Source organism: Pleomorphomonas sp. T1.2MG-36 (genome assembly GCF_950100655.1).
In the GTDB taxonomy this organism is placed as follows: Bacteria; Pseudomonadota; Alphaproteobacteria; order Rhizobiales; family Pleomorphomonadaceae; genus Pleomorphomonas.
Map to the genome: position 1 here is coordinate 67,159 of NZ_CATNLY010000051.1, position 21,104 is coordinate 88,262.

Annotated in this window: 23 protein-coding genes; 10 read left to right on the forward strand and 13 right to left on the reverse strand. The window is 65.8% G+C overall.

The features are described from left to right. The first annotated feature begins 51 nt into the window (after positions 1-51). A complete protein-coding gene (locus QQZ18_RS19560) occupies positions 52-891 on the forward strand; it encodes an SDR family NAD(P)-dependent oxidoreductase (protein ID WP_284542644.1) in 840 nt (279 codons plus the stop codon). Between the two features lie 180 nt (positions 892-1,071). Here the strand turns inward: QQZ18_RS19560 and QQZ18_RS19565 are convergent, their stop codons facing one another. Beyond that, the gene (locus tag QQZ18_RS19565) at positions 1,072-2,136 is read right to left on the reverse strand and encodes a hypothetical protein (RefSeq protein WP_284542645.1); all 1,065 of its coding nucleotides are present in this window, start codon (positions 2,134-2,136) and stop codon (positions 1,072-1,074) included. Between the two features lie 247 nt (positions 2,137-2,383). Between QQZ18_RS19565 and QQZ18_RS19570 the strand changes: the two genes are divergently transcribed. From QQZ18_RS19570 to QQZ18_RS19580, 3 genes are all read left to right on the forward strand, one after another. Continuing rightward, positions 2,384-2,953 (forward strand): nitroreductase family protein, encoded by a 570-nt coding sequence (locus tag QQZ18_RS19570; RefSeq protein WP_284542646.1) that lies wholly within the window; start codon positions 2,384-2,386, stop codon positions 2,951-2,953. A 223-nt stretch (positions 2,954-3,176) separates the two neighbouring features. Next, positions 3,177-3,749, forward strand: a complete 573-nt coding sequence (locus QQZ18_RS19575) for a TetR/AcrR family transcriptional regulator (protein WP_284542647.1) — start codon at positions 3,177-3,179, stop codon at positions 3,747-3,749. After that, positions 3,746-4,681, forward strand: a complete 936-nt coding sequence (locus tag QQZ18_RS19580; protein WP_284542648.1) for a DMT family transporter — start codon at positions 3,746-3,748, stop codon at positions 4,679-4,681. The genes QQZ18_RS19575 and QQZ18_RS19580 overlap by 4 nt, the downstream gene beginning before the upstream one ends. Positions 4,682-4,809: 128 nt before the next feature. Here QQZ18_RS19580 and QQZ18_RS19585 read toward each other — a convergent pair whose 3' ends face one another. The 7 genes from QQZ18_RS19585 to QQZ18_RS19615 all read right to left on the reverse strand — a co-directional run bounded on the left by QQZ18_RS19585 (position 4,810) and on the right by QQZ18_RS19615 (position 12,076). After that, complete coding sequence (locus QQZ18_RS19585) at positions 4,810-5,676, reverse strand: CheR family methyltransferase (RefSeq protein ID WP_284542649.1); 867 nt, start codon at positions 5,674-5,676, stop codon at positions 4,810-4,812. Then, positions 5,673-6,854, reverse strand: coding sequence for a protein-glutamate methylesterase/protein-glutamine glutaminase (locus QQZ18_RS19590; protein ID WP_284542650.1), 1,182 nt, complete (start codon positions 6,852-6,854; stop codon positions 5,673-5,675). Before QQZ18_RS19590 ends, QQZ18_RS19585 begins: the two co-directional genes overlap by 4 nt. A 37-nt stretch (positions 6,855-6,891) precedes the next feature. After that, entirely contained in the window at positions 6,892-7,257 is a 366-nt protein-coding gene (locus tag QQZ18_RS19595) for a response regulator (protein ID WP_101290277.1), read from the reverse strand. A gap of 47 nt (positions 7,258-7,304) precedes the next feature. Beyond that, the gene (locus tag QQZ18_RS19600) at positions 7,305-7,796 is read right to left on the reverse strand and encodes a chemotaxis protein CheW (protein WP_284542652.1); all 492 of its coding nucleotides are present in this window, start codon (positions 7,794-7,796) and stop codon (positions 7,305-7,307) included. Further along, a complete protein-coding gene (locus QQZ18_RS19605; protein WP_284542653.1) occupies positions 7,793-10,558 on the reverse strand; it encodes a hybrid sensor histidine kinase/response regulator in 2,766 nt (921 codons plus the stop codon). Before QQZ18_RS19605 ends, QQZ18_RS19600 begins: the two co-directional genes overlap by 4 nt. A gap of 229 nt (positions 10,559-10,787) precedes the next feature. After that, entirely contained in the window at positions 10,788-11,459 is a 672-nt protein-coding gene (chpT, locus tag QQZ18_RS19610) for a histidine phosphotransferase ChpT (protein WP_284542654.1), read from the reverse strand. Positions 11,460-11,695: 236 nt separating this feature from the next. Then, positions 11,696-12,076: a YHS domain-containing (seleno)protein gene (locus QQZ18_RS19615; RefSeq protein WP_284542655.1), complete on the reverse strand. Its 381-nt coding sequence runs from the start codon at positions 12,074-12,076 to the stop codon at positions 11,696-11,698. Positions 12,077-12,321: 245 nt separating this feature from the next. Between QQZ18_RS19615 and QQZ18_RS19620 the strand changes: the two genes are divergently transcribed. Continuing rightward, on the forward strand, positions 12,322-12,906 hold the full coding sequence (locus QQZ18_RS19620; protein WP_284542656.1) for a DUF1134 domain-containing protein: 585 nt from the start codon (positions 12,322-12,324) through the stop codon (positions 12,904-12,906). 141 nt (positions 12,907-13,047) lie between these two features. Further along, entirely contained in the window at positions 13,048-13,875 is an 828-nt protein-coding gene (locus tag QQZ18_RS19625) for a hypothetical protein (protein WP_284542657.1), read from the forward strand. 179 nt (positions 13,876-14,054) lie between these two features. Here the strand turns inward: QQZ18_RS19625 and QQZ18_RS19630 are convergent, their stop codons facing one another. The 3 genes from QQZ18_RS19630 to QQZ18_RS19640 are packed head-to-tail and all read right to left on the reverse strand — an operon-like array spanning position 14,055 to position 15,867. Further along, positions 14,055-14,924: a metal ABC transporter permease gene (locus QQZ18_RS19630; RefSeq protein WP_284542658.1), complete on the reverse strand. Its 870-nt coding sequence runs from the start codon at positions 14,922-14,924 to the stop codon at positions 14,055-14,057. Further along, the gene (locus tag QQZ18_RS19635; RefSeq protein ID WP_284542659.1) at positions 14,921-15,697 is read right to left on the reverse strand and encodes a metal ABC transporter ATP-binding protein; all 777 of its coding nucleotides are present in this window, start codon (positions 15,695-15,697) and stop codon (positions 14,921-14,923) included. The genes QQZ18_RS19630 and QQZ18_RS19635 overlap by 4 nt, the downstream gene beginning before the upstream one ends. Further along, positions 15,697-15,867, reverse strand: a complete 171-nt coding sequence (locus tag QQZ18_RS19640) for a hypothetical protein (protein WP_284542660.1) — start codon at positions 15,865-15,867, stop codon at positions 15,697-15,699. The genes QQZ18_RS19635 and QQZ18_RS19640 overlap by 1 nt, the downstream gene beginning before the upstream one ends. Positions 15,868-16,285: 418 nt before the next feature. Here QQZ18_RS19640 and QQZ18_RS19645 point away from each other — a divergent pair, with 418 nt between their 5' ends. Beyond that, complete coding sequence (locus QQZ18_RS19645) at positions 16,286-16,702, forward strand: MarR family transcriptional regulator (protein WP_284542661.1); 417 nt, start codon at positions 16,286-16,288, stop codon at positions 16,700-16,702. Between the two features lie 126 nt (positions 16,703-16,828). On the opposite strand, the gene QQZ18_RS19650 is transcribed toward QQZ18_RS19645, so the two are convergent. Together QQZ18_RS19650 and QQZ18_RS19655 are read right to left on the reverse strand one after the other, a co-directional pair. Next, positions 16,829-18,133 (reverse strand): hemolysin family protein, encoded by a 1,305-nt coding sequence (locus tag QQZ18_RS19650; protein WP_284542662.1) that lies wholly within the window; start codon positions 18,131-18,133, stop codon positions 16,829-16,831. Between the two features lie 260 nt (positions 18,134-18,393). Continuing rightward, positions 18,394-19,170, reverse strand: a complete 777-nt coding sequence (locus QQZ18_RS19655) for a 2-keto-4-pentenoate hydratase (RefSeq protein ID WP_284542663.1) — start codon at positions 19,168-19,170, stop codon at positions 18,394-18,396. A 333-nt stretch (positions 19,171-19,503) separates the two neighbouring features. On the opposite strand from QQZ18_RS19655, the gene dapA reads away from it, so the two are divergent. From dapA to QQZ18_RS19670, 3 genes are all read left to right on the forward strand, one after another. Further along, the gene (dapA, locus tag QQZ18_RS19660; protein WP_284542664.1) at positions 19,504-20,499 is read left to right on the forward strand and encodes a 4-hydroxy-tetrahydrodipicolinate synthase; all 996 of its coding nucleotides are present in this window, start codon (positions 19,504-19,506) and stop codon (positions 20,497-20,499) included. Positions 20,500-20,628: 129 nt separating this feature from the next. Further along, a complete protein-coding gene (locus tag QQZ18_RS19665; protein WP_284542665.1) occupies positions 20,629-20,826 on the forward strand; it encodes a hypothetical protein in 198 nt (65 codons plus the stop codon). Positions 20,827-20,870: 44 nt separating this feature from the next. Further along, positions 20,871-21,062, forward strand: coding sequence for a hypothetical protein (locus QQZ18_RS19670; RefSeq protein WP_284542666.1), 192 nt, complete (start codon positions 20,871-20,873; stop codon positions 21,060-21,062). Positions 21,063-21,104: the final 42 nt, after the last annotated feature.

The window sequence follows — 21,104 nt, forward strand, 5'->3', positions numbered from 1 at the left end:
CCCAATGGCGGCGGTCGCCGCTTTCAGTCTACGGACAACCAGGAGGCCATCATGGCCGATGACATCATCACAACGGGCAAGGTCGCGGTGATCACCGGAGCGGCGCGCGGCATCGGCCGGGCGGCGGCGCTGCGGCTCGCCCAAAAGGGCATGAAGCTGGTTCTGGCCGACGTCGTCGGCGGCGAACTGGCCGCCACCGCCTCGGCGGCCAAGGCGGCCGGCAGTCCCGACACCATTGCCGTGCCGACCGACGTCGGCGATGCCTCGGCGGTGGAAGCGCTGGCCGCTGCCGCCTTCGAACGCTTCGGCTGTGTCGACCTCCTGATGAACAATGCCGCCATCGGCGAAGGCGGCGGCGTGCTCGAAAATCCCGACAATTGGCGCAAGCTGATGGACGTCAATTTCTGGGGTGTCGTCAACGGCGTCCAGGCCTTCGTGCCGCGCATGATCGAGGGCGGCAGGCCTGGCTACGTCGTCAACACCGGCTCCAAGCAGGGCATCACCACGCCGCCGGGCAATGCCGCCTACAACACGTCGAAGGCGGCGGTGAAGGTGGTGACCGAGCAACTCGCCCACGAGCTGCGCAGCCGTGGCAGCCGGCTCAGCGCCCACCTGCTGATCCCAGGCTGGACGTTCACCGGCTTGACGGCGTCCGATCCCGCGGCCGAAAAGCCAGCCGGCGCCTGGCATGCGGTGGAGGTGGTGGACTTCATGCTGGCAGGGCTCGCCAAGGGCGATTTCTACATTCTCTGCCCGGACAACGAGACGCCGCGCCGCCTCGACGAGAAGCGCATGGCCTGGGCGATCGGCGACGTCATTCACAACCGCCCGGCGCTGTCGCGCTGGCACCCCGACTTCAAGGACGCCTTCACCCGCTACATCGAGGAATGAGGCCGGCTTCGGAGCCGGTTTCGCGGTTCGGCAAGGGATGGTTTGGGCGATACCGGTCACCGGCAATGCTCCATGGCCGATGGGCAGCGCCCATGGTCGGCCATGGATGGTGATGACTCGCATGAGTCCCGCTGGCTCGCGCTGAACCGGCATGGACTCCGATGAGTCCCTTGCCATCGCTCAGTTGGTGAGCGTCTCGCTGCCCTTCGCCAACACCTCGACGTCGGCGTTCTCGCCCGAGACGACGCTGACCACGCGCTGGAACTGACCGTCCTCGTGGTTGGCGATGACGGTGTAGTCGCCCTCGGCGAGGACGAAGGAGGGGAAGGCGCCGACGCCGGTGGTGACGAGGTCGCCGGCCTGGGTCAGGATCGACCAGCGAGTGTTGGCGATGGCCTCGCCGCCTTCGCTGCTCACGAGCTTAAGCGTGATCTTGGCGGCCTTCTCCGTCAGCGTGATGTCGGTGAGCTTGCCGGCCTTGACGTCGATGTCGGCGGTGGTGCGCGCGTTGGCGTCGCCGTAGTTGGCGATGACGTTGTAGACCTGGGCCGGCAGGCGCACGATCTGGCCGGGGGCGACGTCGAGGGCGACCGCCTTGGGCTCACCATGCGAATCCAGCTCCTGGGCGAAGATGTCGAAGCTGAGGTCGTTGCTGTCGAGCGGCGGGCGGTCCTTGCCGGTCACCGCCGCAAGGCGGACGCCGCCGGCGTTGAGAATGATCGATTCCGCCTTGAGGCCGGTGCCGACCACGACGTGCTCGGTGGTGCCGGCATAGCCGAAGCCGCAATAGACGAAATAGCCGCCCGGTTTCAGCACGAAATCGGCCGAGCCGCCGTGCCGTTCGGCCACCAGCTCGCGGCTGCCGTCCGGACCCTGCGCCTCGCCGAACACCCGCCAGACGACGCCGGCGCCGAGCGGCGGACCGTCGGGCGTGAGGCGGGCCGTCAGCGCTAGCGTCGCCGTCTCGCGCGGCGCGACGGTGGCGAGCGGCTTCGTCTCGACGGCCGGGGCGGTGCTGGGCGCGTAGGGCGTGGCGGCCTCGGGCAGCGGCGCCGTCGAAGGGCTACCGGGCGCCGGCAGAAGATGCAGCGGACCTGATCCGGGCTGCATGAAGCCCGGCATCGGCTCATCGCTGGGGCCTCCGATCGGCGGCGGCTCCTGGGCAAGGGCGGGTGTCGCAACCACGGTTGCCAGGGCGATGGCCACAGCCATCCAACCGTCGCGGGCAACGGTCCACCATGCCATGCGTCGCACTCTCGCGTCAGCCAAGCTCTTCATGGTCGCCAGTTTTGGCCGATCATCGTGTTGATTTCAAGTCCGGGCTCAGGGTTGTGGGCTAGCCCATCGGCGGGTGCTCTCGATCTTGTCGGGACGCGGGTTCGGACGCAAAACAGGTATCCGCTTTTGCTGGACCTGCTCTAGGTATTTCCATGCAGGTCGAACGGAGCTATGCCGGTTCGGCCAACGCAAATCCTTCCGGAGTTCTCCGTTCATGAACGCCACCCTCGACCTGCTGCTCACCCGCCGCTCCGTTCCGGCCCAGATGCTCGCTGCGCCCGGCCCGAGCGCCGACGAGCTGCGGACGCTGCTCACCATCGCCTCGCGGGTGCCCGACCACGGCAAGCTCGCGCCGTGGCGCTTCATCGTCTTCGAGGGCGAGGCGCGGGTCGAGGCCGGGCGGCGGCTGAGCGAGATCGCCGCGGTGCGTCGGCCGGACATATCCGAGGCAAGGCTTGAGGAGGAGCGGCGTCGGTTGTCCATGGCGCCGTTGGTCATCGCGGTGGTCGGCCGGGCGGCCGAGCATGTCAAGATTCCGGTGATCGAGCAGATCTATTCGGCTGGCGCCGTCTGCCTCAACCTGGAGATCGCCGCCCACGCCATGGGGTATGCGGCCTGCTGGCTGACCGACTGGCCGGCCTATGACGCCGAGGCGCGCGCAGCTCTCGGGCTGGCCGAAAGCGAGACCCTCGTCGGCTTCATCCACATCGGCACGCCCACCATCACGCCGACCGATCGGCCGCGCCCGGCGCTGGACGATATCGTCAGCCGCTTCGGCGACTGAGCTCCGGACTGCCAATCGGGTCACCCGGCCGCGCGGCGCCGCAAGATCACAGGCGCCGCGATCGCGCCGACCGACGCCTTGGCGCAGGGACGGGCTTCCGCCCTGGACCTCGAAATGGGGGACGAGATCGGCTTGCCGCGTGGCAGTCCGAATTGCCGGCCCTTGACGTCGTTCGTTGTTCATGTAGGTATACCGACCTACCTACTTTAGAGAGGTGTTGGTCATGAAGTCCGATGGTCAGAGCGCCCGGGAGCGGCTGCTAAACGCGGCGCAGGTGCTGTTCTACAACGACGGCATCGGCGCCACTGGCATCGATGCCATCGTCGAACGGGCCGGCGTGGCCAAGAAGAGCCTCTACAACAACTTCGCCTCCAAGGCCGATCTGGTGAACCAGTATATCGAGGCGCGCCATGCCGAATGGCTGGCGCTCTACGAGGCGCGGCTTGCCGGGGCGTCGAGCCCCAAGGAGGGCGTGCTCGCCGTGTTCGACGCCTACCAGGATCACGCGGAATTCGCCTATGAGCGCGGGTTTCGCGGCTGCGGCCTGCTCAACGCGGCGGCCGAACTGGCGACCGGCGACGCCGGCCGGCAGGCGGTCCGGCGGCACAAGCAGGAGGTCGAGGCCATCCTCGCCGGGCATCTCCACAAGGTGTTGCCCGACGACAGGGCCGCGACGATCGCCAAGCACATCTCCTTCCTGTTGGAAGGGGCGATGGCGAGGGCCGGACTGGACGGCACCGGCGCCAATGTCGCCACCGCCCGTGCGATGGCCTCCGACATGATCGATGCGCTATGAGCGGAACCCCAAGGGATCACCTTCTGGGTGTCGCTGCGGTGCTGTTTGCCTCCATCGTCTGGGGCACCACCGGCACCGCCGCGACGTTCGCTCCTGACGTGGGATCCGCCGCCATCGGCTCGGCGGCCATGGGGCTCGGCGGATTGATGCAGGCCTTGCGCGCTGGCGGCAGCATCGCCCGCTCGCTCCGCCTGCTGATGCGATATCGCGCCCTGCTGCTGCTCGGCGGCGCCTCCGTCGCCGTCTATCCGTTGGCCTTCTACGGATCGATGCGCCTTGCCGGCGTCGCCATCGGAACGGTGGTCACCATCGGGTCGGCGCCGGTGTTCTCGGCACTGATCGAGCTGGCTTTCGACCGAACGCCGCTGACCCGGCGGTGGATGGCCGGCGCGCTGGTCGGTGTCGTCGGCATTGCGCTGCTCGCCTCGGCCAAGGGCCTGCCGGGCGGCCCTGTCGGTGGCGACGTCGTCGTCGCCGGCATCCTCTGCGGTATCGTCGGCGGCCTGACCTATGCCCTCTACTCGTGGGTGGCGCGGCGCCTGATGCTGCGCGGCGTGCCGTCGCCGGCCGCCATGGGGGCGACGTTCGGCATCGGGGGAGTTCTGCTGATGCCGGTGCTGATCGTCACGGGAGGCCCGTTCCTCGCCTCCTGGACCAATCTAGCAGTGGGCGCCTACATGGCCGTCATCCCGATGTTCATGGGCTATGTCGCCTTCGGCTTCGCCCTGGCGCGCATTCCGGCCAGCATGGCGATCACCATCACGCTGGTCGAGCCGGTGATCGCCGCCGTTCTGGCCGTTGCGATCGTCGGCGAGCGGATGCAGCCGTCCGGCTGGCTCGGCGCGCTGCTGGTGATTTCCTGCCTGGTGTTCGTCACGCTGCCGGTGCGACCGCGCGCCGTTCGCCGTGCCGAGGCCGCCGCCGGAGAATGAACGGCAAACGGCGCCGTTTTGGCACGACGCCGAAGACATGGGTCAGATCTCGGCAAGCATCGGCCATCGCTGGAAAACGAAATCGCCGTGCGTCCATCGGGCGCACGGCGATTCGAACCGTTGACCGATCAGCCCCGGGCGAGGCTCGCAAGCGCCGAGAAGCGCGGCGCCGGCTGCGCGATGGCGGCAGCGGGAACGTAGAGGCCGCGCCGGTCGGGAGCCGGCTTGAAGGCGTCGGTGAGGCCGACCACCGTTTCGGCGGCGCCCAGAACCAGATAGCCGTCCGGCGTCATGGTCTTGGCGATGCGGCCGAGGATGTCCACCTTGGTCGTCTGGTCGAAATAGATCAGCACGTTGCGGCAGAAGACGATGTCGAACTGTCCGAAACCGGCGAAGCTTTCGAGCAGATTGAACTTCTTCCATTGCACCATGGAGCGGAGCTGCGGCGCGATGGTCCAGCTTTCGCCCTGCTGGGTGAAGTATTTCAGCAGCAGCTGGATCGGCAGGCCGCGCTGCACCTCGAACTGGGTGTAGGTGCCGGCCTTGGCGCGGTCCAGCACCTCGTTGGAGATGTCGGTGCCGAGGATCTCTATCCGCCAGCCAGCGAGCTTGCTCTCCATCTCCTTGAGGCACATGGCGAGCGTGTAGGGCTCCTGGCCGGTGGAGGCGGCGGCGCACCAGATGCGGATCTTCTTTTGCGATGCGCGAGCCTTCAGAAGCTCCGGCATCATCATCTGGGTGAAATGCTCGAACGGCGTCTTGTCGCGGTAGAAGAAGCTCTCGTTGGTGGTCATCGCCTCGACGACGGCCTCGGCGAGAACCGTTTCGCGCGGCTCCTTCAGCTTGGCGACCAGCGCGGCGATCGACTGCAGACCGGCCTTGCGGGCCACCGGCAGAAGGCGGCTTTCGATGAGATACTGCTTCTCGTTCGACAGGACGAGGCCGGAACGGCTCTTCAGGAACTGACGCAGGTAGTCGTATTCCGCCGGACTCATGGACGGCCTCCGAGCAGGATCTTGGACACCTTCCGGCCGATCTCGTTGAGCGGGAGAACGTCGGAGCACATTCCGGTATGGGCGGCGGCGCCGGGCATGCCCCAGACGACCGACGTTTCCTCATCCTGGGCGATGGCGCTGCCGCCGATCTCGCCGATCTTGCGCACGCCCTCGGCGCCGTCGGACCCCATGCCGGTCAGCACGACGGCCAGCGTCGCGGTGCCGTAGATTTCCGCCACAGACTTGAACAGCGGGTCGACGGCCGGCTTGCAGAAGTTGACCGGCGGTGCGTCGGAGAGCTTGACGATGACGTCGTTGCCGTTCTTGACAAGCAGCATGTGCTTGCCGCCGGGCGCCACGTAGATGTGGCCGGGCTGGATCACCTCGCCGTCGCGACCTTCGCTGGCCGGGCGGCCGGCCGCCTTGGTGATGTGCTCGGCCAGGATGGCGGTGAAGGTCGGCGGCATGTGCTGGGTGATCACCACCGGCACCATGCCGATGGACGACCCGATCTCGCCGAACAGCGTATTGAGTGCCTGCGGGCCGCCCGTGGACGAGCCGATGGCGAGGATGCGCGGACGCACCGAGGAATAGGAGCGGATGGTGAAGCTGGTGGGACGCGAGGCGCGCAACGCGCTCGGCGCGGCGGCGCCCGGCTGCATCGCATTGGTCAGCGACCGCGCCATCGGCCGGCCGCCGGGGATCGCGCCGGGCATGCCGCGCTTCCTGGCGCGCTGTCCGAGGTTGACCACCTTCTCGATGAGCTCGCGGCGGAATTCGGCCGATGTGGTGACGCCGGAGTTGGACTCGGGCTTCGGCACGTAGTCGGCGGCGCCGAGCGACAGGGCCTTCAGCGAGATTTCGGCATTGCGGCGCGTCAGCGTCGAGGCGACCACCACGACGAGGTTCTTCTTCTTCTCGATGAGAAGGGGCAGGGCGGTGAGCCCGTCCATGTCGGGCATCTCGATGTCGAGGATCACGACGTCGGGATTGGACCGGAGGACGTCGTCCACGGCGAGGCGGCCGTTGCGATGGCTGGCCACCACGGCGAGGTTGGGCTCTTCGTCGAGCCAGCGGCCGACGAGGCCGCGAATGACAACGGAGTCGTCGACGACCATCACGCGGATGGGGTCGGTCACGGTTCCGGAAGATGAGGGCGCGCGCGCGATGGCCGACATTAGATCGGGCTCCAATTTCGCATCGATCTGTGAACCGTCAGAGAAGCCCGACTTCCTGGAACTTGGCTTCGACAATTTCCCGATCAAAGGGCTTCATGATGTATTCGTTGGCGCCGGCCCGGATGGCGCGGGCGATGTGGCCCACGTCGTTCTCGGTGGTGCAGAACACCACCTTGGGCGTGTCGCCGCCGTCCAGCTTGCGAAGCTGGGCGAGGAACTCCAGGCCATCCATCACCGGCATGTTCCAGTCGAGCAGGATGGCGTCCGGCATCGTCTCCTGACACTTTTCAAGCGCCTGCTGGCCATCCTCGGCCTCGAGGATGGTGAAGGACAGGTCCTCGAGAATGCGCCGGGCCACCTTGCGGATGACGCTCGAGTCGTCGACCACGAGACAGGTCTTCATTGTTTCACTCCTCACGGCGGTGACGCCGGCTTTCTTGAGCGGTCACGTCAGGCGGCCATGTCGCCCTGCATGCGGCCGAGCACGCGCTCGACATCCAGGATGACCATCAGCTGTCCCGACAGGCGGTGGACACCACCGGAGATTTCGGCCCAGCGACCATCGAGGTTGGCCGGGTTGGCTTCGCGTCCGGAGGCGTCGAGGTTGAGCACCTCACCGACCTCGTCGATGATGAGGCCGTAGGACTCGCCGCGATACTCGATGCCGACGGCCATGATGCCGTGGTTGCCTTCGCGCTGCGGCAGGCCGAGGCGGCGGCGCATGTTGATCGCCGTCACGATGCGGCCACGCAGGTTGAGCACGCCGGCCACTTCCGGGGCCGACAGCGGCACGCGCGTCATGCTCTCCGGCACGAAGACGTCATGCACCTTGTGGATGGGCAGGCCGAACAACTGGCCGCCGATGAACACGGTCACGTACTGGATCTGGCCGGAGTGGCTGTCGTTGGCGGCAGCGCCCGGGGTGTGGCTGGTGGCGGTCATGCTGCAATCCCATAGTCAGCGCTGGTGATTTCCTTGAGGGCGGCGATCAGGCCCGGACGGTCGAACTTGGCGACGTACTCGTCGAAGCCCGACTGGCGGCCGCGCTCGATCGAGGCCGGCGTGCAGAGAGCCGACAGGGCGATGATCGGCGTCTGCCGGAAGCGGGCGTCGCGGCGCAACATCTCGGCGAACTCGAAGCCGTTGACCACCGGCATCTCGATGTCGGAGACGATGACGTCGAAGGTGGCGCCCTCGCCGAGGAGGCGCATGGCCTCGGTGGCCGACGAGCAGACCGTCACGTCGAAGCCGGCAGCCTTCATCACCGGTCCCAGCATGTTGCGGAAGAAGGCGCTGTCGTCGATGAAGAGGAGCTTGCGCGTCAGCGCGGCGGAGGAGATCTCCTTGCGCTTGAACCAGTCCTCGAAGGCCAGCGGCAGGTAGTGGCCGATGTCGAGGATCTCGGTAGCCTTGCCCTTGATCACCGCCGAACCGAGCACGCCCGGCACGTCGGAGCCGACCTGGATGTTGAGCGACTCCTCGACGATGTCGACGATCTCGTCGACGACGAGGCCCATCGAGCGGCCAGCGTCGGAGAACACCAGCATCGGCTGGGTGCCTTCCTCGCGGCGGCGCACTTCGTAGTTCGGGTAGACCAGCGGCATCAGCGAGCCGCGGTACTGCACGAGGTCGCGGCCGTTGGAATGCTCGATCTTCTCGATCTCGAACTCCTCCAGGCGGGTGACCAGCGACAGCGGCACCGCCTTGGGCTCGGGCGAGCCGGCGCGGAACAGCAGCATGGAGATCTTGGCGTCGTTGTCGATACCGCGCGCGGCGTCGGCGTCGGCGTGGTTGTCGAGCGCGTCGGCGGCGACGGCCGTGCCGATGGCGCTGGCAACGCCGTTGGGATCGACGATCATGATCACCGAGCCGTCACCGAGGATGGTGTTGCCGGAGAACATGGTGATGTGGCGCAGCATCTTCGACATCGGCTTGACGACGATTTCCTCCGTGTGGAAGACGCCGTCGACCACCAGGCCGAAGGTGACGTTACCGACCTGCATGACGACGATGAAGCCCTCGTCCTCGCTCTTCTCGGACGACACCTCGACCTTGAGGAGACCGGCGAGCGGCACCAGCGGCAACAGCTTGTTGCGCAGGCGAAGGACCGGGGTGTCCTTGATGCGCTCGATGCGGTGCTCGGAGTTGTTCTGCACGCGCACCAGCTCGACCACGGAGAGCTGCGGGATGGCGAAGCGGTCGCCACAGCTTTCGACGATCAGCGTCGAGACGATGGCCAGCGTCAGCGGGATCTTGATGGTGAAGGTGGTACCCTTGCCCTGCACCGACTTGAGGTCGACGGTGCCGCCGATGGTCTCGATGTTGGTGCGGACGACGTCCATGCCGACGCCGCGGCCGGACACCGACGTCACCTTGGCGGCGGTCGAGAAGCCGGGGGCGAAGATGTACTTGTAGATCTGGCTTTCGGTCATCTTCTCGAGTTCGGCTTCGCTGGCGAGGCCGTTCTCGACGATCTTCTGCTTGATGCGATCGAGGTTGAGGCCGCGACCGTCGTCGGCGATCTCGATGATGATGTGACCGCCCTCGTGATAGGCGGCGAGGCGGATGGTGCCCTTCTCGGTCTTGCCGGACTTGCGGCGATCATCGGGACGCTCGAGGCCATGGTCGGCCGAGTTGCGGACCATGTGGGTGAGCGGGTCCTTGATGAGCTCCAGCACCTGGCGGTCGAGTTCGGTGTCGGCACCGACCATCTCGAGCTCGATCTGCTTGTTCAGTTCCTGGGCTAGATCGCGGACGATGCGGGGCAGCTTCTGCCAGGCGTTGCCGATCGGCTGCATGCGCGTCTTCATGACGCCTTCCTGCAGCTCGGCGGTGACATTGGAAAGGCGCTGCAGCGGCACCTTGAATTCGCTGTCCTCATGACGGCGGACGATCTCCAACAGCTGGTTGCGGGTCAGCACCAGCTCGGAGACCATGGTCATCAGGTGTTCGAGCGTCTCGACGTTGACGCGGATCGACTGGCTGGACACCGAGCCCTTTTCGCTCTTGGCCTCGGCCTCGGCTTCGCCTTCCTCGGCGGACTTGGCCTTGCCCAGCTTGTCGTCGGGGCTGGCCTGCTTCATGCGCGCTTCGATCTCGGCGGCAACGCGGGCAAAGTCGATGCCGACCGGGGCGGGAGCGGGCGCTTCCTCGGCGGCCGGCTCCTCGGCGGTGACTGCCACCTCGACTTCCGTTTCGCGGAAGGCGCGCTCAAGCTCGTCGAGCGACACTTCGCCGGGGCGAAGCTCGCGCTCCAGCACCTGGGCCACCAGCGTGCCGGCGGTTTCCTTCTTGTCCTTCTTGGGCGGTTCCTTGCGGGGGACGGCTTCGGCCATCGACATGGCCTCCAGCAGCGAGATCAGGTCGCGGTCCTCGCCCTTGGGCTCTTCGCCCTCGTTGGCTTCGAGCTCGGCCAGGATGCCCTTGATGCGGTCGATGGTCTGCAGGACGAGGCTGACCGCCTCCTCGGTGACGGCAGCGCCTTCGCGGAACTTGCCCATCAGCGTCTCGGCGGCATGGGCCAGCGCCTCAAGGCGCGGCAGGCCGAGGAAACCGCAGGTTCCCTTGATCGTATGGACGAGGCGGAAGATGTTATCGAGAATGCGGGCGTTGTTCGGCTCTTGCTCGAACTTCACCAATTCCACGTCTACGGTATCGAGCGACTCGTTTGTCTCGGTGAGGAATTCACGCAAAAGGTCGTCCATACTTCACCCCCAGGGAAGGCCGAACCGGAAGCGCCGCATTCCTTTTGGGGCGCTCGCTCTACCAGCCGCTTTGGGAGGAAGTGTCCCGTCAAACTGTTAATATTGATTGAAGTGTCGGCTTCAAACATGTGTTTGCGACGCACATGTCGAAGCACGTCGACATGCGGCACGTGGCATGATCCTCAAGGATATGTCGCGACTATCAGTAATTGTGGAGGCGGTTAACGCTTTATTCAGCTCGCTCGACCGGAAGGGCTGAGGCCGTCGCCTTCGCCTCGAAGATGACGGTGTCGCCATCCTTGGAGATTTCGATGGCAAGACCGGCCTCTCGGGCGAGCGCTCCGGCGTAGTACGGCTGAATGGCGTGGGCATCGACATGGTCGCCGAGATCGCCGGCCAGAAGCTCCGCGACGCGGGGCGGAATGCGCGAGGCGGCGCCGGTGGCCTCGATGCGCTGGACCGGGAAGGGCAGGTCGCCCTCGACGCGGACCACCACCTTGCCGCCACGGGGAATGGCCTGCAGCGAGATGAGCAGCACGTTGAGAAGCAGCTTGACCTGGTTCTTGGGCAGAAGACGGCGGGTGGCCTGCCAGTCGAGGTCGGCCTTTTCGCTTTCCATGTAGCGCTTGGCCACCGTCTCGGCATCGCCGAGGTCGACCTCGGCGCCGACCGAGCCGGCGGCGCCGAAGGCGAGGCGGGCGAACTGCAGCTTGGAGGAGGCGGTGCGGGCGCTCTTGCGGATGAGGTCGAAGGCGAACGCCTTCATTTCCTCGTTGTTTTCCTCGTCGAGAACCTCGAGGCCGTTGGTGATGGCGCCGACCGGCGAGATGATGTCATGGCAGACGCGCGAGCAGAGCAGGGCGGCAAAATCCAGGGCTTCCAGCTTGGCCAGGTCGGACATGGGCGGTTCCATTGGGTTCAGGGCCGACGACGGGCAAGGCCCACCGACGAATCGGGCGATTGTTTGGGCTCATGGATAACGCCCGCTGCCGGTGGTCACAAGCACGGGAAGCCGCCGAACACCGCAAAGATCGATGACATATTGGTAAGGAAAGACCGGTTTGCGGCGGCGTCATGCGCCGACATGCGTCTTTCCGGCCCGGACAGCCGCGCAAAAGACGGGCAAACCCCGCGCCTTCAGTAGGCGAGCACCTTCAGCACTTCGGGCCAGCGGGCGGCGGCGGCGGCGATCATCGCTTCGGGGTCGGCAAGGAACGTCTGCCGTTCGTTCTCGGAAGCGAAGAGATAGAGGCGGTTGCGGTGGATGGCGAACACCGTCGGATTGCCGGGCTGGGCGACGCCGCGCCCCACGGCTGCCAGGGCGTAGCCGCCAAAGCCGGGAATGTAGGCGGCCGGTGAGGCACGGAAGGCGGCGGCGTTGCCTTCGGTGGCGAAATGCCAGTAGGTATCGCCGTAGACGACCTCGTAGTCGGGAAGGCCGGCCATGGCCGCGCCGTTGACGAAGTAGGCCACCGGGTCGTATCCGCCGAGCGACAATCCGGTGTATGGATCGAACACTATCCTTTCGTCTAGTGCGTTTACCGGCTGGCAAGGGATGAGGAGAAACAGCGACAAGACAATGGCGCGGGCGATAAAACTCACCCAATCTTGCCGCTGTGATGTCTGATTCGTCTGTATGCTCATGATGTCACCGGCCGACCCTCGCGTTTCATCTTGGCAGGGCGGGGTGTCGGCGAGGTTAATGTTCGGAAGGTCTCGTCGCTCCGCCATGTCGAGCGGTTGGCGGGCGGGACATGGAGGGAATGCCGATGTCGTTGCGTCTGTCGGCGCTGAAAGCGCTGCCGTTCCTCCTGCTGGCCTTCGTTGTTTCGGCGGCAATGCCCGCCGTCGCCCAGCAGGCTCCGCAGACCTACTCGTCGTCGGAACTGGTGGATACCGGCCACAAGTTCTTTGGCGAAATGTCGAGCGGCCTCGCTTCGGCGATCGAGCGGTCGGCGTCCGAGTATGGCCAGCCCAATGGCTACATCCTTGGCCAGGAAGGCTCGGGCGCCTTTCTCGGCGGACTTCGCTACGGCGAGGGCGTCCTCTACACCCGCAACGCCGGCAACTCGCGTGTCTACTGGCAGGGGCCGAGCTTCGGCATCGACTTCGGCGGCGACGGCGCCCGCACCATGATCCTCGTCTACAATCTGCCCTCGGTGCAGTCGATCTACCAACGGTTCGGGGGCGTCAACGGTTCGGCCTACCTGGTTGGTGGCTTCGGCATCACCGCGCTGCGCCAGGGCGATATCACGCTGGTGCCGGTGCGGACCGGCGTCGGCGCCCGTCTCGGGGTCAACGTCGGCTATCTCAAGTTCACGCCGCAGGCCACCTGGAACCCATTCTGACGGCTTGATGATACGCAATAACGGCTTTCGCCATTTTTTTCGTCATCGGAAAGGCGTGGACGCCGGTCCGCCCTTGACCGTTTCGTTACCAATGCGCGACAAATGGTGGTCTGGGACTGATCTGCCGCGGGATGGCATGACGTGATCGAGACGGTGCTGATCTTTCTGGCGGGGATGTTGACGGCGGGGCTCGGCGCGTTGCTGCTGATGCCGGCGATCAACTCGCGCGCCGTGCGTCTCTATCGGCGTCGGCTCGACCAGCAATTGCCCCGTTCGGTCGCCGAAATGGCGGCGGCCAAGGACGCGATCAGGGCCGAGATGGCGGCGCGCATGGCGCGGGTCGAGGTCGAACTCGACGCGGCGCGGCAGGCGGTTGCCACGGCCCAGCTCCAGAGTTCCAAGGATCGCCATCTGGCCCGGGCGCTTGAAGCGGAAAAGGTCAGTTTCGAGGCGACCATCGCCGACTACGAGAAGCGCCTCGACGAGGCGCACTCCATTGCCCGCTATGCCCACGAGGCGGTGGCGCGGGTCGACGCCGAGCGGCGCGACCTGCAGCGCCAGGTCAGCGTCCGGGCCATGGAGGCCGAAACCAGCCGTGACGAGGCGGAATCGCTCGCGGCCGACATGAAGATGGCGCTGGTCGAGGCCGAAGCGCGTATCGCCGTGTTGTCCGAGACCATCGCCGACCTCACCCACACGCCGCCGCTGATCCATCCGCCGGTCGTTTCCAGCGGACCGGCGGCGCCCGTCATCCATGTGGATTTCGGTGCGAAGACCGAGCGGCAGCCGGAGCGGCAGAGCGCGAAGGGTGGGGAAGAGGACGTTGACGACGAGGCTCGCATCGACGATCTCGCCAACCGCCTGAAGCTGCTGCGCGCCCGCAACGCGGTCGCCCGCCAGCGCATCGAATCGGCGCTGGCCAAGGGAACCGAGCCGTCGGGAGACGCGCCGAAGTCGGGCTCGTCCTGATCCCCCGGATTTTCCGCATCCGTTCGAAAGCGATCTCATACGCGTTCCGCTTGATCCGGACTCCTCCGGCTCAAAACGGGCGGCTCAAGCGGGTTTCGGCCTGACCGGCCGGCGCCCGGTCGGGCGCTTCCGCTTCCGTCAGGTTCCGCCCGAAAGGTCGAAACCCGACGGAAACGGTATCAGCCGGTGCGGTGGCGCACCGGGCGCAGCCGCGCGATCAGGCCGCCGGTGGGGCCGAAGGCGACGGACAGCGCATAGAGGATGCCGGCGGCGACGATGATCGCCGGGCCAGACGGCAGGTTGGCGGCGAAGGAGGCGGTCAGGCCGGCGACCGACGACAATGCGGCGAAGGCCATGGCGAGCGCCGTCATGGCGCCGAGCGAGCGCGTCCAGAAGCGGGCGCTGGCGGCCGGCAGCATCATCAGGCCGACCGACAGCAGCGTGCCGAGCGCCTGGAAGCCGGCGATGAGGTTCAGCACCATCACCAGCATGAAGGCGACGTGGATCGCCGCGCCGCGTCCGCCGACCGCCTTCAGGAAGCCGGGGTCGACGCATTCGAGCACCAGCGGCCGCCACAGGACCGCGAAGGCGACGACGGTGATGGAGGCGACGATGCCGATGAAGATGAGGGCGGTGTCGTCGATGGCCAGCACCGAGCCGAACAGCAGGTGCATCACGTCGACCGCCGAGCCGCGTGCCGAGATCAGGATGACGCCGAGCGCCAGCGACACCAGATAGAGGGTGGCGAGCGAGGCGTCTTCCCGGAGCGGCGTCAGACGGGTGATGGCGCTCGCCAGCAAGGCGATGGCGAGGCCGGCGGCGAGACCGCCCGCCGTCATGGCCCAGAGGTTGAGTCCGGCGAGGAGGTAGCCCGCCGCGACGCCCGGCAGGATGGCGTGGGCCATGGCGTCGCCGGTTAGCGACAGGCGGCGCAGCATCAGGAACACGCCGACCGGCGCGGCGGCCACCGAAAGCACCAGGCAGCCGGCAAGCGCCCTGCGCATGAAGGCGAAGTCGGAGAAGGCGGCGAGAAGATCGACAAGGGTCATCGGGCGGCCTCGGCCTCGCAGTACGGGGCGGCTTCGTCCCAGGCTTCGATGTGGTGGCGGGCGGCGGCGAGGGCCTCGGCCGTCAGCACGTCGTCGGTGTCGCCCTCGGCGATCAGCCGGCGGGCGACGAGCAGCGTTCGGGGAAAGCGCCTGCGTACCAGTTCAAGGTCGTGCAGTACGGCCACCACGGTGCGTCCCTCGGCATTCCAGCGGGCAACCACGTCCATCAGTTCGCCGATGGTGCGGTCGTCGACGGCGGTGAACGGCTCGTCCAGCAGAATCAGCGGTGCATCCTGAAGGGCAAGGCGGGCGAACAGCACGCGCTGAAGCTGGCCGCCGGACAGCGTGTCGAGCGGGCGTTGCTCGAAGCCGACGAGGCCGACGCCGGCCAGCGCCCGCGCCACGTCCTCGTCGTCGTCGCGGCTGAAGCCGCCGAAGGCGCCGCGTCGCTGCCAGAGGCCCATGGCCACGAAGTCGAACACCGGCAGCGGGAAACCGCGGTCGATCTCGGAAAGTTGCGGCAGGTAGGCGATCTCGGTCCGCCGGCAGCCACCGATGGCGATCTCGCCACCGATCGGCCGGATATGCCCGATCGCCGCCTTGAGCAGGGTGGATTTGCCGGCGCCGTTGGGACCGACGACGGCCGTCATGCTGCCGGCGGGAAAGCTGGCCGACAGATGGTGCAGCGCCGGGTGGCCGTCGTAGCCGATGGTGGCGTTCCGGAAGGCCAGCGAGGCGCCGCCGTCCGATCGACCCTGTCGAGCGAAGTCCATTATCGCAGCACCCAACCGATGGTCGCCCAGATGCCGGCGACGAGAATGCCGGCGCCGGCGAGGCGGGCGGCGAGACCGAAACGCAGCACCGACGGCCGTATGACGACGGTGACCGATCGGCCGGCGTCGGTGGACGGGGAGGGCGACGAATGAAGGGGATGTTGCGGCATGGCAGCTCGGCGGCGACGATCAAGGCGGAAACCGTTATAGTATAACGTTACCTCGGTCAACCGCCATCGTTGTCAGTGGCCGCGTACTTTAAAACGCGTCGAGACTGATATGTTCAAATCTTATTTATCGGGCAAGAACACTCATATGCATTCCCTTGTGTAAATGTAATTACGTAAGCGCTTAGGAAACAATTTTCATAGATAGTTCGGTTAATGGAAACTTGTCGGAAGACTTTGCCGGAGATTGGCTATTCGCGCCATATGCGAGGTGCATGCTTGAAGTCTCAGTCATTATTGTTTAGTAGGTATAAAAGGCACACGATTCTCCCAAGGTCGCAGCAAAGTGGTCACTAGCATTCTCCTTTCCTCCGTCCGGCAAAATGCCGGGGAGGCAGCCGACACGGTCGAGCCCGACCTCATGAAAACCTTTCTGCTCGCCTATGAGTCGGTGATCGAGACTCTCCGGCCGAGCATGAAGGTGGCCGGCCTCACCGAGCCGCAATGGCGGGTGCTGCACGAGCTGAGAGCGCGGTCGCCGATGATCGCCTCCGAGCTCGCCGCCAACACCTTCGTCAGGGCGTCGAGCCTGTCGCGCATTCTGCGCGATCTTGAAGCGCGCGACCTGATCGCCAGGGCGCAGCAGTTCGAGGATCTCAGGAAGACGCTGGTGTCGCTCACCGACTATGGCCGCAAGACCATCGCGCCGATCGAGGCGACCTATGCCGAACTCGGCCAGCGCCTCGCCGACGCCGTCGGCCGCGAGGCGGTCGACGCCTGCGCCGCCGCCTGTTCCGGCATCGTCGAGCAGATCGGCGCACAGCCCGGCGACGACTGAAAGCCGTTTCACTGTCGAATTGCGTGATGCACCGCCGGAGGGCGCCGCGTTGGCGGCTCCTCCGGCGGTTTCGTATCATCCCGCTTCCGCTTGAGCTGGATGCAACCAGATCAAGCGGAACGGGTATCAACCCTGAGACTGTGCCGGCGCGGTGACCAGCACCTTGTCGATGCGGCGCCCGTCCATGTCGACGATCTCGAACCGCCAGCCGCGCCAGTCGACGATGTCGCCGGTCGATGGGATGGCCTTGGTCACCGACAGCACGAAGCCGGCCAGCGTTTCGTAGTCGCGCTCGGGGTCGTCGAGACCCTTGCAGTCGATCTTCTCGGCCACGAGGTCCACGCCGAGGTCGGCGTCGATCAGCCAGCTTCCGTCGGCGCGCTGGACGATCTCGCTGAGCTCCTCGTCGGCTTCGCCGCCGAGGTTGCCGACGATGGCGGTCAGGATGTCGGCAGCGGTGACCATGCCCTCGACCGAGCCGTATTCGTCGATCACCATCACCATCTGCAACGGCGAGCGGCGCAGCGTGTCGAGCACGTCGAGGGCCGAGGCGGTGTCGGGCACCATGTCGACCTGACGGATGCGGCTCCGGAGGTCGAGCGCTTCACCCTTCAGGTGCTGGTCGAGAAGATCCTTGGCCTGGATGACGCCCTGCACCATGTCGATCGAGCCGGTGAAAACCGGATAGCGCGAGTGGGACGAGGAGGCGATCGCCTCGACGATGCGCCGGTCGTCCCAGTCGAGATCGATGCCGGTGATGTCGGGGCGCGGGATCATGACGGCGCGGATGGAGCGGTCGCTGAAGCGCATGACGCCGGCCATCAGCTCCTTTTCCTCGGGCTCCAGGATGCCGGAGTTGGTGCCCTCGGCGATCACCGCCTTGATCTCTTCCTCGGTGACGGTGCTTTCTCCGGTTGCCTTCAGGCCAAGGGCGCCGATGATGAGACGGCTGGACCGTTCGAGGACGAAGGCGACCGGCGTGGCGACGAAGGCAACGCCCAGCATTGGTCGGGCCATGATCGAGGCGACCGCCTCGGGGTTGGCGAGCGCGATCTGCTTGGGGACCAGCTCGCCGATCACCAGCGAGAAATAGGTGATCAGGCCGACCACCACGGCGATGGACAGCGCGGAGGCGAAGGCGGTGGGAACGCCTTCGGCAACCAGGAACAGGGCGAAGGGCTCCGACAGGGTGGCGCCGGAATAGGCGCCGGCCAGGATGCCGACCAGGGTGATGCCGATCTGCACCGAGGACAGGAAACGACCGGGATTGGCCGCGAGCTTCAACACCGTCGCGGCGCCCTTCGAGCCCTTGGCGGCCAAAGCCTCGAGGCGCGGGCGGCGGGAGGAAACCACCGCCAGCTCGGACATCGCAAAAAGACCGTTCAATATAAGGAGGATGAAGATAACGCCGATTTCAAAGAGGTAGCCCATGGGGTGCGGGGGTGACCCGGCTGCTCCGTAGCAAGTTGCACGTCGGGGAAAAATACAGGCTGTTCGGTTTTCTCGCTAGAGGCGCGCCCGAAAAGTTGCGACGCCGCCAGCCGGCGAACTCCTGGGAAGGAGCCCGCTGGCGAAGCGCGTCCAAAGCGTCGGCTCCGATGGGAATCCCGCTGCCCATCAAGGTTGCCTTGCGGCGACCGGCTTCGGCTCACCGATGCGCGATACCGGCGTCCGTTTGGGAAGGGCCGGTCTCAGGCGAAGCGAGTTGCGATCCTTCCGATATCGGTGACCTCGACCTCCAGCTCCTGCCCTGGCAGAACCTGTAGCAGTATCGGAGCCAGCGCGCCGGTCGAGACGATGTCCCCGGCGCGGAGTCGGCGATCCCGCTTGATCAGGTCGTTGACAAGCCAGACCGCCGAGGCGACCGGGTCGGCCGGCCGACCATCCGCTTGCGTGTCGAGCACCGTTCTGCCGTCAATCGACGCGCGGATAGCCAGCCTGGCGAGGGTCTGCGGGTCGGGCATGTCGCGGCGTTTGCCGACAAATGTCGCGATATGCAGCGCGAAGTCCGCGATGGCGGCGAGACGGGGCTGGTCCGACAGATGTCCGCGCCGGCCAAGGAGGACGATTGCCGGCTGGCAGGTCAGTGCCGCAGCACAGAACATGTTGCGCGTTACGGGCTGATGATCGTCACCGAGCGGTGCACCCATGGTGAAGACCAGGTCGCACTGAGCGCCGATGATCCCGCTGGGCAGCCGGAACGGATGGTCGGACGCCATGTAGCGGGTGCCGGCGGGGATGGGGCCGTAGATCGGCGCATCGATGCCAAGGCTGCGGCAGACGGCAGGGCTACCGCCGACGATGGCGTACCCGACCGCGTCGTCGGCAAAAGCCGAAATCGCGTCTGCCTGGACCGACAGAGCCTCATCCTCGGTTTGCAGCATGTCGAGCGGTAGGGCAGAAATCGTTCCATTCTGGCGGTTCTTCGCCAGAAGTCTAGCAAGACGTTGCAGTTCTTCCTGAAACATATCCGTGGAACCTCGAGGCGAAAGGGCGCCTGTTCCGATGTCATGTCAAATAAAATATTTCAGTATAAAGACTTTTATATCTCTTCGACGGGTTTTTTTATGGAAAAACTATGCCGAGTGTAGGGCGACGGTCGTCGAAAACAAATGCTCGGCTTTCTAACTTCCTGATGCTGACGGCGTTGGCCCGTGCAAACTCGCCGGCGAGGGCTCGAAAGTGGTGGAGAATGGCCCCCGCCTTCTCCCCGCAACTCCCGGCTCGGCGATCCTGGGCGCCGCATGAGGGCTCTCCAGCACTTCGGCAGACGCGACAGCGAAACGGAAGGATCGAGTAACATGACACCCATCAACGGAGGGATCTCGCTCGGAGGCGTGATAACGGCTCTCATCACGCCATTTCGCGATGATGGCGTCGACCTCAACGCCTTGGCAGACCTCGTGGACTGGCAGATAGGTCAAGGCGTGCAGGGACTCGTTGCCTGCGGCACCACGGCGGAGTCGCCGACGCTGTCGCACTCGGAGTGGAGGGAGGCGATCCGCCTCTGCGCCGACGTTGCCAGAGGGCGCGTTCCGGTGATTGCCGGATCGGGCGTGAACGATACTCGGCGTACCATCGAGCTGACCAACGAGGCCGCCCGCCTTGGGGCCGACGCGGCGCTAGTGGTGACGCCGTACTACAACAGACCGCCCCAGGAAGGCCTGTTCCGGCATTTCGATGCCGTCGCGCGCTCAGTCGATCTCCCGATCATTCTCTACAACGTCCCCGCCCGAACGGCCGTCGATCTCGAGCTCGACACTCTGGAGCGGCTGGCGGAGCGGTCCGGCATCATCGGAATCAAGGATGCGACCGGCGATCTGACGCGGGTGGGCGCCACCTTGGATCGGTTCGGCGATCGCTTTATCCAGCTGTCCGGGCACGACCGGTCCATGTCGGGCTTCGTGGCGGTCGGTGGCAACGGCGCCATTTCCGTCATCTCGAACGTTGCGCCAATGCTGAGTGTGGCGATGATCGACGCAATAGGTCGTGGCGACCTCGCGGAAGCGCGGCGCATTCAGAGGCACCTTCTTCCATTGCAACAGGCGCTCGATCTGGAGGTCAATCCCGGTCCGATCAAGTTCGCGCTTCATTGCCTGCGCGGCTACTCGCCCCACCCGCGCCTTCCATTGGTCGACGTGGAGAGCGCAACGGCACGAGCCATCCGCGAAACCATCGCTCTTGCCGATACGCCGAGCGTCGACAGCTCCGCGGTTCGCCAGACGCCCGTGAGCGCACTGTCCACTGCCGGCTCCCGGCAGCGTAGTCGGCCGTTTATGTCGGCCGTGCGAACCTGAATGAAAATACTATGACATTCCTCCCGACCCAGAATGGAGAACATATCCGAGGATTCGTAGATTTGAGGCGTCGGCGGATAGTCCCGGCGAAGACCACCGAAGAAAATAAGATGCTCGGAAAGGGTTCCAATGATGCCTCCCTATGGTCATTTCCTCTACGCTCAGCAGCGCAAACCGGACGCAGCGAAGCAGCGTCCCGAAGGACAGGCCAAGGCCACCGTCCGGACGAGAAAGCCGTCTGGTGATCTGTGGTCGTTTCTGCAGTTGGTGGCCATGACCATCGTCATCATCGCGGCGGTGTTCGTCCTGACCTCTCTGGGCCGCTGATCGCCCTCGTTTTTGCCCGCAACAGAACAATCGGATCATTGATCATGGCCAGTGCACTTCGACTGCAAGAGCCCGCTCGCCTCAACCATTTCCTGGTTCGGTGCGATAGCCGGGGACGCTGGACGGTTCGCGACGAACGCAATCTCGTTGGCGGAACCTTCGTCAGCGAGGAGGCGGCGATCCATTTTGCCCGCCGCGAAAGCAATTACCTCCCCGGTGCGGTGATCCGTCGGTGAGGAGCCTGTCGCTTCCCTGCGGTCCCCCATGCTGGTGAAATG

Bases quoted from the DNA above. Each gene is read 5' to 3' on its own strand.
- chpT (WP_284542654.1), bottom strand. From the start codon at position 11,459: ATGTCCGACCTGGCCAAGCTGGAAGCCCTGGATTTTGCCGCCCTGCTC.
- QQZ18_RS19565 (WP_284542645.1), bottom strand. From the start codon at position 2,136: ATGGCATGGTGGACCGTTGCCCGCGACGGTTGGATGGCTGTGGCCATC.
- QQZ18_RS19655 (WP_284542663.1), bottom strand. From the start codon at position 19,170: ATGTTTCAGGAAGAACTGCAACGTCTTGCTAGACTTCTGGCGAAGAAC.
- QQZ18_RS19600 (WP_284542652.1), bottom strand. From the start codon at position 7,796: ATGACCGCCACCAGCCACACCCCGGGCGCTGCCGCCAACGACAGCCAC.
- QQZ18_RS19670 (WP_284542666.1), top strand. From the start codon at position 20,871: ATGGCCAGTGCACTTCGACTGCAAGAGCCCGCTCGCCTCAACCATTTC.
- dapA (WP_284542664.1), top strand. From the start codon at position 19,504: ATGACACCCATCAACGGAGGGATCTCGCTCGGAGGCGTGATAACGGCT.
- QQZ18_RS19595 (WP_101290277.1), bottom strand. From the start codon at position 7,257: ATGAAGACCTGTCTCGTGGTCGACGACTCGAGCGTCATCCGCAAGGTG.
- QQZ18_RS19560 (WP_284542644.1), top strand. From the start codon at position 52: ATGGCCGATGACATCATCACAACGGGCAAGGTCGCGGTGATCACCGGA.
- QQZ18_RS19635 (WP_284542659.1), bottom strand. From the start codon at position 15,697: ATGGACTTCGCTCGACAGGGTCGATCGGACGGCGGCGCCTCGCTGGCC.
- QQZ18_RS19645 (WP_284542661.1), top strand. From the start codon at position 16,286: ATGAAAACCTTTCTGCTCGCCTATGAGTCGGTGATCGAGACTCTCCGG.
- QQZ18_RS19630 (WP_284542658.1), bottom strand. From the start codon at position 14,924: ATGACCCTTGTCGATCTTCTCGCCGCCTTCTCCGACTTCGCCTTCATG.
- QQZ18_RS19640 (WP_284542660.1), bottom strand. From the start codon at position 15,867: ATGCCGCAACATCCCCTTCATTCGTCGCCCTCCCCGTCCACCGACGCC.
- QQZ18_RS19575 (WP_284542647.1), top strand. From the start codon at position 3,177: ATGAAGTCCGATGGTCAGAGCGCCCGGGAGCGGCTGCTAAACGCGGCG.
- QQZ18_RS19650 (WP_284542662.1), bottom strand. From the start codon at position 18,133: ATGGGCTACCTCTTTGAAATCGGCGTTATCTTCATCCTCCTTATATTG.
- QQZ18_RS19585 (WP_284542649.1), bottom strand. From the start codon at position 5,676: ATGAGTCCGGCGGAATACGACTACCTGCGTCAGTTCCTGAAGAGCCGT.
- QQZ18_RS19580 (WP_284542648.1), top strand. From the start codon at position 3,746: ATGAGCGGAACCCCAAGGGATCACCTTCTGGGTGTCGCTGCGGTGCTG.
- QQZ18_RS19665 (WP_284542665.1), top strand. From the start codon at position 20,629: ATGATGCCTCCCTATGGTCATTTCCTCTACGCTCAGCAGCGCAAACCG.
- QQZ18_RS19620 (WP_284542656.1), top strand. From the start codon at position 12,322: ATGCCGATGTCGTTGCGTCTGTCGGCGCTGAAAGCGCTGCCGTTCCTC.
- QQZ18_RS19570 (WP_284542646.1), top strand. From the start codon at position 2,384: ATGAACGCCACCCTCGACCTGCTGCTCACCCGCCGCTCCGTTCCGGCC.
- QQZ18_RS19590 (WP_284542650.1), bottom strand. From the start codon at position 6,854: ATGTCGGCCATCGCGCGCGCGCCCTCATCTTCCGGAACCGTGACCGAC.
- QQZ18_RS19605 (WP_284542653.1), bottom strand. From the start codon at position 10,558: ATGGACGACCTTTTGCGTGAATTCCTCACCGAGACAAACGAGTCGCTC.